This window comes from Deinococcus multiflagellatus, from assembly GCF_020166415.1.
Taxonomy (GTDB): domain Bacteria; phylum Deinococcota; class Deinococci; order Deinococcales; family Deinococcaceae; genus Deinococcus; species Deinococcus multiflagellatus.
In genome coordinates, this window is sequence record NZ_JAIQXV010000016.1 from 32,386 (window position 1) to 44,412 (window position 12,027).

A 12,027-nucleotide genomic window follows, 5' to 3' on the forward strand; every position below is an offset into this window, starting at 1 on the left:
TGAGGGTACGCGTCATGACGACCCCTCCTCTCTATGCTGGAAGGGCATGCTGCCTGAACCCTTTGTTTCGTACATCACCCAGGAAGTGCTGACTCTGGCCACCACCTTGGAGCGGCTGGCTGTAGCACCCGATGTGGCTGGCGCCCGGTGGCTCCGAGGCTGGCCCCGGGCCATCATCGGGCGCCCAGAAGATGAGCAGAGCGCCCAGAACATTGCGGAGAAGTTGCATCGTCACTGGGCGCGGGCCGTCACTCTGGTGGAGGTGGATTGGCGGACCAAAGAACTCTTGTGCCGGCATCTCGATGCGAAAAGCTGGGAGGTCCACTTTGAAGGCCTTGAAGATTTGGCTGAACCGCACCAGAGCCTGATGGCTGAGCACGTTCAGTCACTCACTCGTGAGGGCTTGACGGAGGCTCGAATTCGGGAGTGGCTGACCAAGCTGGATGCGGAATATAGCCAGGAGGTTTTGCTCACCACGGTCATTCCCTTGTCGGGCATCCAGACCACCATGTCATCGCTCACACTGGGCCCCCTCCGGCTGGTCTCCCGGTACGCCTTGGATGAGGAACTGCGGAGCCACAGCTGGCCTGGCGTTTCCTCATACGCTCAGCAGCGGCTGGCCGCTCATCTTGCCCAGTCGACAGCGATCACATTTGCCGTCTACAGCGGGACAGGCACCTATCCGAAAGTCGAGGGGGAGGCGATCCGAGCGTTGCAGCGTCTCTTTGAGCTGCTGTGGTATGCCGCTCCCGTCCTTCGGCCAGGCGAAGCCCTCATGTTCGGTATTTATGGCCAGGTGGCGGCCCGCGAGGTGCAGCAAGGCTTTCGCAGTTGGGGCGTGACCCACCATACAGACCTGGAAGAGAAGACGGGGGGCGCTATGGATGTCCCTTCTTTTCATGTGCAAGAACTGGTACTCAGGGACGAAGATCTTCAAGTGCTGAAGCAGTTGCATGTCTTTGAACTGGCAACCTTTTCGGAGACGAGCAAAGATAGTCTTCTGTCTGTGTTGAGAGAAGCGGTGCACTGGCTCGCAACGGCCGCGCAGCAAACGAGGCCGCACCATCAGGTGATCAGCCTGGCGACCTGTCTTGAGACCCTCTATGGATCCAGAAAGGACACGTCTATCTCGCAGTTGGTCAGTGAACGCTGCGCCCTGTCGCTGGCGACCTCCGTAGAAGACCGGCTGGCACTGCAGAGAAAAGTCAAAGACTTTTATGGGCTGCGCAGCAGCAGTGTGCATGGTCAAGGCGGCAAGGTCACCGCTCAGAACGCCGCAGAATTTCAGCTGCTGGCTTATAAGGCCGTCAGCGCATTCATTGACCGGATGGCTTGGTTTCAGAATCGTGACGCCTATGTTGCCCATTTTGAGCGCTGGAAAATGGGGGAGGTGCCGGCACCACTACTTCAGCAGCAAGCGACGAGAGGCGATCAGCAGACGGACCTCTCAAGGTCTGAGGAGCAGGAATGAGAGCGGCATCCCCTTTCAGGGCCGCGCTTACCTGTGGCTGTGAAGAGGCAAGTTCCCGCCCTCTTCACTTTAAAAGCCCCTGACGCCAGCCTGAGCCGCCTTCAGTCCTCACGGCCGCCCCGGGCCCGGTTGCAATACCGGTGGGTCAGTCGGGCATTCTCCGGAATGGTCTGCCCGCCCCGCCAGTAATGCACGATGTGGTCGACTTCAGCGTCGTCCAGCGTTTGAATCTGCTGACTGCAGATCGCGCAGCTGGAGTCCGCCTCAAAGAGGGCCTTTTTGAGTTTTCGGCTGAACGTTCGGCTGTCGGACCTGGGTGGGCCCACGACGGCGTCCATGCGCCGGCGCCACGTGTCTGCCCGGTACCGCACGCGGTCGGCCTTGTCGCCCGTGCTGGTGACATATTCCGCAAAGGTCGCGTCGTAGGTCATGACATCGAGGAATTCTTCGTAGATCCGGTCGGCGTTCGGAATGATGTCGGACTTCTGGTAAAAGCTGAAGGTGTACAGCAGAGTGTCCCAGAGGGCAAAGTTCAGGCGCTCTTCCCACATGCCGTCCGGCTGAGTGGCGGTGCCTGGCTGGTACCGGCGAAAGGCTCGGGGTCCAAAGACAGCCCAGGCCATGTCAATGGAGCGGGTGAACAACTCTTCAAGGTGTTTCAGCGCTGCGTCAGACGGGTCACGGTGGTCTTCCAGTTCCCGGTTCATCACCTGCTTCATGTTGCCCCGGTAATGCAGGTGCGTCAGCCGTTGGAGCGCAAAAAACCGCAGAATTAGCTGTCGGTCGGCCATCCGATTGTGTGGGGCACTCAGACCCTGGATGTCCAGGAACGGTTTGTACTGGCTGATCTGAGCGAGCAGGGTGTTGTACCGGCCGCGGTAGACGCAATTACGGAGCTCCTGGTCATTCAGCTTTTCGGCGCCGAGATTGAGCCGCTCAAACACTTCAAATTTGACGTCTGGGTGGGACTCAGCCTTGATGACGATGACCCGCAGGGTGGCCTCAAGAATCAAGTTCTGCGTCGCGCTGTCCAGATCGGAAAACCGCTTGCCGTTCAGTTCATTCAGCACCTGCAGGCCACTGAGTTTGAAGTCCCGTTTCTGCCCGCTGGGTCCGGGAAAGGTCCCGGCCACGAAGGCGCTGATGCTGGTGAGCCGCTGCTGTCCGTCCACGACGTCCTGTTTGCCACCAGCAGCTTCGGCCACATACACCACGGGAATAGGAATGTTCAGCAGCAAAGACTCAATCAAGCGGCTGGCCTTGGTGCTGTTCCAGACGAAGTTGCGCTGAAACTCAGGCTGCAAGATCAAAGCCCCGCGACTAATCCTCCCACACAGCGTTTCTACGGGCAGATCTTGAATGACCGTTTGCACCCGCCGCTCGTGCTTGGGAATGTCCAGGGCCGGTAGGTCCTGCTCGGGGGTGTCACTGTTCAGCGTGTCGGGCTCATTCCGGCCTTGGGTGTCCAGCATGACGTTCACTGTATCCAACGGCGGGCGGCATACCGGGCAAAAACTGGCGGCGATGGGAGTATCCACACGAACTTGTGGCGCGCGGTTGACCCCTCTTCCTCAGGCCACCGGCTCCAACGCCGCAAGCGCGCCGCTCACCTGCTGCATGATGTGCCAGGCGACCTGGCTGGGGTTGAGCCCCGACGGGTGCAGCAGGAACGGCACCCCTGCCTCGCGGGCAGCTTCACGCAGCGACGCGTGGGCGTGCGCTCCCCACCGCAGCGCGAAAATCGCCAGTGCAGTGCCGGGCTGCCGCAGGTGAGGCGCCGCCTGCAGGCCGTGGTCGTAGCGCCGCGACGGAATCCAATCCAGGTCTGAGAGCCCCAGCGCCTCCACCAGCGCCTGCCGGTGGGCCGGGTCCGGCACCCCTCCCAGCAGCACCACCCGCCGGCCCCGCAGCAGCCGGCGGGCCTGACTCACGTGCACCGGCCACGCCGGTGTCTGCATCACCCGGGCAGGTCGCGACTCCGGCACAGTGAGCACCGGCACAGGGTCCGCCGTGGTCACCGGCTCGTCTAGAGGCACAGCCACCGGCCGCGCTTTCACCAGCTGCACCTGCTGGGCATACGTGGTCACCGCGTCATCCAGCTGAGCCGGAGTCAAGGGCACCGATGCCAGGGGAACCGTCACCCCAGCGGCCCGGATCAGCCCGGCCAGCGTCTCCAGTTCTGGGAGCCCATGTCCCTGACGGCGCACCACGCCCGCCAGGTGACCGGCCAGCTGATGCAGTGACGTCCACAGCCCCAGGTGGTCCGGGGCCGAGTCCAGCAGGGTCAGGTTCATGACCACCAGGTGCAGGGCGTGTTCGAGGGTGAGGGCGTCGTCTGGACGCCGGGGGGGCCAGGCCCAGAGGGGGTCCACTCCGCCGAGTTCCGCCGCGGCAGCTAGGGTGGCACTGAGGGCCATGCCCTGGCTGCGGGGCGAGGTGACCAGCGCCCAGCGCGCCACCAGGGTCAGGCGCACCTGATCCCGGGCCGAGAGCGGCTGGGGCCGCTCATGCAGGTCGTCAAACATGGTCCAGAGCACGTCATCGGTGGTGCGGCTGTACGCCGTGGCGTGCCCCGCCGCCACATGCCGGGCCCGGCGCAGGGCGTGCGCAGCGTCGAGCAGGGCGTTTGGTGCGACCGGCACGACCGTTCCCGGCTGAAACGCCCAGAGTCGGGGCCGACCGATCTCCCGGTGGAGGGCCTGCAGCTCGGTCCACAGGGCCCGCAGCTCGCCGGCGGGGGCGCAGCGCCGGGCGGCCAGGCTCTGGGCGCTCAGGACCACGCTGGCGGCGGCGGTCAGCAGGTCCAGCACGTCCAGATTTGGCAGCTGTCCGCGCGCTTTGGTCCACAGAGCCAGGGTGGCCCCCAGTGCCAGGGCGTGAGCGAGATCGTCCGCCACCGCGTTCTCGCCGAAAGGCCGCGCCGGTGTCTCGCGGGGCTGAGCCCAGGCCTCCAAGCGGGTGTGCCGCTCAGGTACCGGCCCTTGGTCAAAGGGCGGCCCGACCAGCGCAAACCGGTCGGTGGGCGCTGGCGCCATCAGGAGATCCAGCCAGACGGGCAGCGTGCCCTCCGTGAACGCTTCGTCCACCGTCAGGCCACTCTGGTGGGCGAGGGTCAAGAGCACCAGAGCCGCTTCGGGGAGTTCCTCTAGAAACAGCGCGGAGCCGTCTCCAGGCACACCGGCCTGCTCCAGCCGTTTCTCCAGGCGCAGGGCCAGAGGCGTGCAGCTGAGATCCACGGTGTACAGCGTCAGGACCACCCCCAGGGCCCAGTCGTGGGTCTCAGGCGTCCAGCGGACCCGGGCGGTGTCTAAGAGTCGCCAGACGAGGGCACTGAGCCGCAGGAGCAGCGCCGCGCGCACCACGGCAGCGGTGCCCTGGGCAAAGAGCTGCTGGGCCCAGCCTGGGAGGTCCGGGCCGCCCTCCGGGTGGGTGTCCAGCCAGTCCTGGAGCTGCTGCGCAGCGGCGTCAATCTCCCGCGCCTCCACGGGCATCTGGTCGAGTGGCCGCAGGCTTGGGGTGGGGGGCCGTGCCGGTCGAAGCGCCATGCCGCTCACGGTGTGTGCGCGCGAGTGGCGGGCACAAGGGGAAGAGCGTCACCCGCCTGACCGGCGGGTGTGCAGCCGTCTACCGCACCCTTGAGTTCGCGAACAAAACTCTCGCGCCGTCAAGCTGCGGTCGAGGAGGCTGTATGCACACCCTAACCGCACTTCACCAAGTCCCCCTGACCACTGGCCCGCGGACCCTGTCCCTTCACGCGCCAGAAGTGGCGTTTACGGCCGCTGTGGCCCTGTCGGGGGGCGACGTGTGCGGGGTGCAGAGCCCCGTGACCCCCAGCTGGCACACCACCCTGCGTCAGCATGGGGTTCACCCGGCCACCCTGGTCGACGCCCAGGATCAGGCCCGCCACCTGGGCCAGGCGCTGGCCTACCTTCAGCGCCGGGGCGTGATCACCGCCGAAGAACTCGCGCACCTGGCCCAGGAACGCCTGCTGCACGCCCTGCTGCCCCTGTTGCCCTACCGGGTGGAGATGACGATTCGCCCCAGCGCGGGGGCGCCCCTGGAACAGACCCCCCGGGTTCCGGTGCTGGAGGGGGTCAAGGCGTTGGCGGCGCTGCAACCGGCGGGCCGCCCCGTCCATCTCTCTTTACAACAGGCGTACGCGGCGTCCCCCGCCCAGGTGGTGCTGGAAGACGACGGCACGCCGGCGGCGCTGGTCTACCGCGCCGCCCTGCAGGGGATGACTCTGCAGGAGATGGCCCGGCGCCTGCCGCTGCGGTGGGATGAGTTGCGGCGCACGGTGCTGACGCTGACCGCCGCCGGTGACATCTGGCCGGCCGAACAGACCCGGCCTGGCCGCGTGCAGCCTCAGCTCCAGGCGGGCGAACTGGCGCCCGACTTCATCCTGCCCGCCCTGGTCGGCCCCCCGGTGCGGTTGTCCTCGCTGCGGGGCGGGCGCGTCTGGTTGAGCTTCAACCGCCAATCGACCTGCGCCATCTGCAATCCGCACCACGCCGCTGTGATCGCCGTCCAGCCAGGGCTCAGGGCGGCCGGCGTGCAGACGGTGAGCATCTGGGGCAGCAGTGTGGCTGACCTGGCCGGCGGCATCGGGCGGCAACATCCGCCGTACGCGGTGCTGGCGGACCCCGGCGACGTCACCTATGACCGCTACGGCCTGCACCGCAGCCTGAGCGGCACCCTGGACCCGCGCAATGTGGCCACGATGGTGAAGGGCTTCCGGATGATGGGGGCGAAGGCCCTGAAAAGTGACGGGGAGCTCCTACGGATGCCGGCGGAATTCCTGATCGAGCCGGACGGGCGGGTCTCGCGCGCCCACTACGCCGCGTTCGGAGCGGACTTTCTGCCGCTGGAAGACGTGCTGGCCTGGGCGCAGTCGTGACCGGGCTGGAGGGGCTGCTGGTGGCCCTCGACCTGCTGTGCCTGGCACTGATGTGCACCCGGCCTGGGCAGCGAGCGGGTCTGAGGGCCAAGTGGTCAGCCCGGGGAGCTTGTCCGGGCCCCAGGCCGCGGTTGAGACACTGACACCGCGCCCCAGTGATGCACTGGGGCGACCCGTCCACAGGAAGGCTCATCCTTTGCTACATTGCGGGCGGAACCTCATCCTCTGCCTCACGCCGGGGCCGAACAGGACTGCAGCGAATACACTTCACCCACTGTCAACCCGTCTCATCCCACTGGGCGTGAACGAATACCGGCGTGCACGCTCAACAGGGGAGACCGATGTTGACACTTCAACTGCACGCCGCCCTGGCCACGGCCATCCAGACCTACGCCCAGCGCTTTCAGGGTGGCCGCGTTCAGCGCACGACTGCCCTGAATGCGGCAGGCATGCTGCTCGGATACCCGAACCACCGCATGGCCCGGTATGACCTGGAGGCTGGCGACGAGCCCAGTGTGGCGGAGATCATTCTTGGCCAGACCTACCTCACCCGGGCGGAGCAAGCGCTTCATCACGTAGCGAGACAAAGCAACCACACGGGACTGCTGACCCCTGTAGATGCCGCCGCGTTTGCGCAGGAGATGTTGGTGTCATATGACCTCGCCCTCTGGCAAGCACTCGGGATCGATGAAGAAGCGTTGTGGGCGCTGGTCGATCCGGGCCACAGCACCGTGGTCGCGGATGCCCGGCCCTGGGTGTGCCGTGCCTTGCAACGGGGACTGGCCTACGTGCTGGGCCAGCGCTACATCGGGCAATTTGGCATGATCGACAATCAGCGGTTCTACACTGTCATCCAACGCCAGCAACTGGCTGACGTCAATGGGTCTTCACCACGAACAGGGCGAGTTCGCCGGGGGATGGAATTTAGCTATCAGAAGCTGCGGCCCAACATTTTTTACCGCGCCCGTGTGGATTTCTCGACACCACGGCTGGCTCTGCCCTTCCTGACGCCAGAGATGGAGGCCGACTACGACGCGTACATGATGAGCCTGTGCGACAGCGTGCACGCGGTGTACGCCCAGCCATCCCAACAGGCGGCCACCGCGTGGGCCAACCTGTGTGGATCTTCCCCAGTTAGAGAGGGTTTCACGCTCATCAGTGTGGCAGGTGACCGGTTGAACTTTGAATGGGTGCCTACCCGGTAAGGCCCCAGGGGACGCGAAGAGTGCTGAGGCCAGGCCTCAGCACTCTTTTTGAGCCCATGGAGACAGAGAAAACATCACTTGGACGTCACGGGTGTAGCCCAGGCTGGTTTTGGGAATCTTCAGAGCAATTCACCCATTGCTTCGATCAGCGGCGCTCGGTACAGGTCTGGGCGCTGGGCGTAAGAATGTACCAGATACGCCGTCGCGGTCGCGAAGTCGGGAACGTGCGCTGCCAGCGCCGAATAGTCTCGCCGCAAGAACGCTTTGAGGGTGTGCGCGTGCTCCCGCGCGAGGTACTGGCCGACAGCGATCTTCATGGTTCCCGCTCCCGGATACTCCCGCTGCCAGGCATAGGCGAACGCCACGTCACCCACGAAATCCCCCTCAATCTCATACAGACGCGGGTCAAGTCGCCGGGGCAGATAGGGGATCAGCCACCCGTTCTGAGGGTTGAAGAGCCGGTCGTAGAACCTTGCTTTCTCAGCTGCAGCTTGTGAATCAGAGAGGGTGTGCCGAATGGCCGCGAGGTAGTAGTACCTCGTCTCACCCAGCAGCCGCTCCGGGCTTCCGAAGCGCTCGGGGGAAACCACGGTGTGCATCAGCTCATCCAGGAACGCGTACTGCCGGTGGGCGGTGGCCAGCGTCATGGCACCCAGCACGGCCAGGTACGCTCCGCGGCCCAGGTTCATATCTTGAGTGTCGAAATTCACGGTGTGACCATGAGGTCTCAGGGTCCGCGCGATTTCCCCCAAGCATTCACCGACAGTCTGAACTTCCCTGCCAGTTGGGATCAGGGCCCCCAGCGCCTGGAGGACCGGATAAACGAGTGCTTCTATAGGTTCTGCGGCGTCCGCTTCCGCCTGCCGGTGCGGCGGAATGGCGCGCAAGCCCGCTACATACGCGGCCGTAGCCGTCACCAGTTGTTCTTCCGGCCGCACTTGCGGTGCGGCCTGAGGAGATGCCGGCTGCGTCTCTGTACTGGACACCGCGACGGCATCCTGCATCTCGATCTCTGTCTCCACCACTGCAGTGACCTGACTCGCCTGATTGAACGCCTGGATGAATGCCTGGTCGACCAGGAGCTTGGTCAGCTTCCCTCTGGGCTGCAGCGTGGCCACCTTTCCAGCGCCGCGCACGTTCACGAACGCGCGGGTGACGCGCTGCTCAAGCCATTCACCGGTTTCCAAAAAGTTCAGCGCCTGCTGGACGTCCACGTCCGTGTCGAGGATGTGCCACGACGCGGGCGGGGTACTCATCAATTCCTTGACCAGGTCGCGCTCCTCACCCAGCCGGAGCTGAAGCGTGACGAGCGCTGCCACCACCGCCTGTGAAGAGGCCGGCCGGGGATACCGCGCCGGTCCTATTGGCGGAAGGTCTGGCTCTACGCCATAAATGGCGTCGACCAAATCGTTAAATTCCTGCTCAGGATCGTCCGGATTCACCAAGTTGGAAAAAATCCTGGTCTGGAGGTACCGGGGGACGGCCTGCTCCCACGCCTGATCACCCAGCTCGAAGAGTACGGGGAGAAATTTCGTGTTTTCCGTATCGCGGTAGACTTCGGCACTCACGATCTGGGTTTCAGTTCCCACGCCTCCGGTCCGCCCATCCGCTTTCTGCTTGTAGGTCGGGTCCAAGAGGAGCAGCACCTTATCGGCCCGCTCGACGCTGCGCTCCATGAAGTGATTCATGTCCTGACCCAGTTTGAGGTGCCACTGGTCCAGAATGACTTCTACACCCGCCGTCCTGAGCCGGCGCGCGAACGCGTCGACCTTCGCTCTGTATTCCGGAGTATTCCGCGCGTACGAAAGAAAGGCCAGCGGGTGCGTCATGGCCGAAATCCTAACGTCTCCGCTTCCCGCGCCGACTTCAACGTGATCGCTGATGCCCACACGTGCTGCCTACAATGCCCCATGTCCCTGCGTGCGTCCCCACCTCTCCAATCGGGTGACCTGGTGGTGTTCCGTGCGCCCCTGGACCGCCAGTACCCCGGGCTGGTGCGGGTTCAGGCGGTGCAGGCCCCGCTGCGTCTTGGGGACGCACAGACCGTGGTGGTGACCTGGGGTGGCGTTCGGCTGCCCGGGGCATATGCCGCCGCCCAGCTGCGCCGGGTCGCGATCACCGGCAAACGGAGGCCGCCCCATGAAATCCATCGCCTGTTGGCGCCGAGGCTGCTGCAGGGCCAGGGGTGGCAGGTCGGCGAGTGGGTCTGGCTGTGGGTGCCAGACTTTGGCGTCCTGATTGACGGCGTGCTGGCGCAGGTGACGCAGGTGAAACGGAACCGCGCCTGGGTAGACCTGCTGCCGGGGGTGCGGTTCGCCCCCGATGGCCGGAGTTCTGGGCGGCAGGGTCTGATCACGCCGCTGGAGGTACAAACCACCTACGTGCTGGCCCGGAGTGTCCGGGAAGAACAGGCCGACCTGGCGCGCGCCCAGGGCCGGCCGGCGGCGCTGCGGGCCCATGACCTGTTAAAGAACCGAAGTCACGAGCGAGCCACCCTGCTCCGCGACGTTTGGGCGGATGCGGTGAATAGTTTGCCACCGTCAGCCTCCTGAGCGTGAGCTTTTTGCGTGCGCCATCGTGCGCATGCGCATCCGGGGCACCAACCTTCAGACTGACCGAACCAGGTTCCGAGCTCGCCGTTCGTGTGGGCCACGCAGGGAACCAGCGGGCGATTCGCCTGGGCATCGTCCGAGGAATGGGGGCTGAATAGCCCCCTCGCCAGGCGGTCAATTCGCAGTGGCTTCTCCTTACCCGAGGCCGGCCCTGCCTCCAGAGGTGTGGGACGCCGAGATGTTTCTTCGGACGTTCCACAGTTTTGGTAGTTACAGCCACGTCAAAGGACACCTTGTCTCTATCTCAGTTGATAGGCTGATATGTCGAAGTCTATGGTCTTAAATTGAAGTACAATGGCGCCTATGAACTGGTCAGAGGTCGAACGCACGTTGAAAGCTGCCGCCCAGGAGCGGCGAGGGGCTCAGAGCGAGATTGCCCGCCGCCTGGGCATTAAACCAGGCAGCGTCTCCAACTACATCACCGGCACCAACAGTATTCCGCCGCATCACCTGGACACCATTCTCGCAGTGCTGGGCATGACGCTTCACCTCGGAGACGCCTCAACGGTGGATGTTCGAAACGTGTTGATTGCCATGACGGAACAGCCTGATCGGCAGTTCTTCGAATCCGATGACCGTGGGCGGCAGATTTACCGGTACGGCGAGACCGAGATTGCCGGCACCACCGACCTGGTCTGGTACACGCCCGCCCGGTGGTGGGTCAAATTGAGGGATCCGAAGTTTCGGCCGCATGCGCTCGGAACACTTGAATACACGGGTGACAGCGCGTTCGTGGACGTCTACCGTGTGGTGGACGGTCCCTTTAAGGGATACCGGGTGGCCGCGTCGCCCAAGTTGATCCACCTGTCGGCGCCGGATCTTCCCGGAATGCACGAGGTCGCGGCCCCCTTCCCAGATTAAGGTCCAGGGCATGCCCCTGCCCATCCCCCCTGATGGCGCCCCCTGTCACGGTCTCATCGGGGCCGTCCTCTCTAAGATCCGTCTATGCTGCCCGCCGCTCTGCGCCCTGTGCTGCTGGTGATCGTGCCGCCAGATTGGGAGGCTGATCCAGCTGCGCTGGCCGAGCTCCGACGCTGCCTCTCCGATGAATACGGCGCCCGGCTCCACCTGAGGCAAGCCCAGGCGCCTATGAAGGCGCCACTGCCACTGTTCTGCGGGCACTGGCCAGCGGGCCTCACCCGGCACGCCCGGCGCGACGTGCACCCTCGCGTCGACCAGGCCTTTTTCACCCTGGATTGGCTGGGTCTGGAAGACAGCGCGGTGTAGGCTGCACCCGTGACCGACAGCGAGATGGAGATCATCGAGGTGCTGGAGATCTCGGGCGGGCTGGCCAGTGTGCGCCTGCCAGATACCAGCATCGAAGTGTGGCCGCTCGCGGTGCTGCCAGTCAGCGTGGAGGTGGGCGATCACGTGGGTGTGACCATCCAGGACGGTGCGTGGACGACGCTGCTGTTGCTCAGGCCTGCGGGGATGCTGGCCTAGTGGACGACTGGGCCTGGTCAGCAGACGACGTGCGCCGCGCCCCCCTGCTTCCCATTGGACCGGCCGAGAAGCGGACCCTGCGCGGCCTGCTGCGCCGCAACGACCTGGGGCACATGGACGAAACCGTGGAGGCGCTGCGGCACAGCCTGACCGAAGGCTATCTGGACCCGGCGGACCGTGAAGTGTTGTACAGCCTGACGAAAGAGCGGCTGGGGGTGATCTCGTCGCAGGGGCGGCCGCTGCCCGCGACGCTGGTGCAGGTGTATCAGCGCCTCAAACCCCAGCCGAGGCGACCCCGGGGTCTGCGGGCCTGATTCGGGCGGGGGCCTGGTTTTCAGCAGCACCTGACTGGGCCCTCCTAAGGGACGCCGCAGGTCGGGTCATTCAGCCGCCGATTTT

11 protein-coding genes are annotated in these 12,027 nt (G+C 64.8%); 8 read left to right on the top strand and 3 right to left on the bottom strand.

The window, feature by feature from the left end; translation table 11 throughout:
• Positions 1 to 46 precede the first annotated feature (46 nt).
• On the top strand, positions 47 to 1,471 hold the full coding sequence (locus K7W41_RS16690; RefSeq protein WP_224610856.1) for a HEPN domain-containing protein: 1,425 nt from the start codon (positions 47 to 49) through the stop codon (positions 1,469 to 1,471).
• Between the two features lie 101 nt (positions 1,472 to 1,572).
• Here the strand turns inward: K7W41_RS16690 and K7W41_RS16695 are convergent, their stop codons facing one another.
• Together K7W41_RS16695 and K7W41_RS16700 are read right to left on the bottom strand one after the other, a co-directional pair.
• The gene (locus tag K7W41_RS16695) at positions 1,573 to 2,943 is read right to left on the bottom strand and encodes a GmrSD restriction endonuclease domain-containing protein (protein WP_224610858.1); all 1,371 of its coding nucleotides are present in this window, start codon (positions 2,941 to 2,943) and stop codon (positions 1,573 to 1,575) included.
• A 99-nt stretch (positions 2,944 to 3,042) separates the two neighbouring features.
• Positions 3,043 to 5,016, bottom strand: a complete 1,974-nt coding sequence (locus K7W41_RS16700) for a hypothetical protein (RefSeq protein ID WP_224610860.1) — start codon at positions 5,014 to 5,016, stop codon at positions 3,043 to 3,045.
• Positions 5,017 to 5,159: 143 nt separating this feature from the next.
• On the opposite strand from K7W41_RS16700, the gene K7W41_RS16705 reads away from it, so the two are divergent.
• Together K7W41_RS16705 and K7W41_RS16710 are read left to right on the top strand one after the other, a co-directional pair.
• A complete protein-coding gene (locus tag K7W41_RS16705; RefSeq protein ID WP_224610862.1) occupies positions 5,160 to 6,368 on the top strand; it encodes a redoxin domain-containing protein in 1,209 nt (402 codons plus the stop codon).
• A 341-nt stretch (positions 6,369 to 6,709) separates the two neighbouring features.
• The gene (locus tag K7W41_RS16710; protein ID WP_224610864.1) at positions 6,710 to 7,573 is read left to right on the top strand and encodes a hypothetical protein; all 864 of its coding nucleotides are present in this window, start codon (positions 6,710 to 6,712) and stop codon (positions 7,571 to 7,573) included.
• Positions 7,574 to 7,692: 119 nt separating this feature from the next.
• On the opposite strand, the gene K7W41_RS16715 is transcribed toward K7W41_RS16710, so the two are convergent.
• Entirely contained in the window at positions 7,693 to 9,402 is a 1,710-nt protein-coding gene (locus K7W41_RS16715; protein ID WP_224610867.1) for a toll/interleukin-1 receptor domain-containing protein, read from the bottom strand.
• Between the two features lie 81 nt (positions 9,403 to 9,483).
• Between K7W41_RS16715 and K7W41_RS16720 the strand changes: the two genes are divergently transcribed.
• The 5 genes from K7W41_RS16720 (at position 9,484) to K7W41_RS16740 (ending at position 11,942) form a co-directional block, all read left to right on the top strand.
• Entirely contained in the window at positions 9,484 to 10,125 is a 642-nt protein-coding gene (locus K7W41_RS16720; RefSeq protein WP_224610869.1) for a hypothetical protein, read from the top strand.
• Positions 10,126 to 10,488: 363 nt separating this feature from the next.
• Positions 10,489 to 11,046 carry a helix-turn-helix domain-containing protein gene (locus tag K7W41_RS16725; protein ID WP_224610871.1) on the top strand — a complete coding sequence of 186 codons (558 nt, stop codon included), beginning with the start codon at positions 10,489 to 10,491 and terminating at the stop codon, positions 11,044 to 11,046.
• Positions 11,047 to 11,130: 84 nt separating this feature from the next.
• Positions 11,131 to 11,412, top strand: a complete 282-nt coding sequence (locus K7W41_RS16730; RefSeq protein ID WP_224610873.1) for a hypothetical protein — start codon at positions 11,131 to 11,133, stop codon at positions 11,410 to 11,412.
• A gap of 9 nt (positions 11,413 to 11,421) precedes the next feature.
• Positions 11,422 to 11,628, top strand: a complete 207-nt coding sequence (locus K7W41_RS16735; RefSeq protein ID WP_224610875.1) for a hypothetical protein — start codon at positions 11,422 to 11,424, stop codon at positions 11,626 to 11,628.
• The gene (locus K7W41_RS16740) at positions 11,628 to 11,942 is read left to right on the top strand and encodes a hypothetical protein (RefSeq protein ID WP_224610877.1); all 315 of its coding nucleotides are present in this window, start codon (positions 11,628 to 11,630) and stop codon (positions 11,940 to 11,942) included. The genes K7W41_RS16735 and K7W41_RS16740 overlap by 1 nt, the downstream gene beginning before the upstream one ends.
• The last annotated feature ends 85 nt before the right edge of the window (positions 11,943 to 12,027 follow it).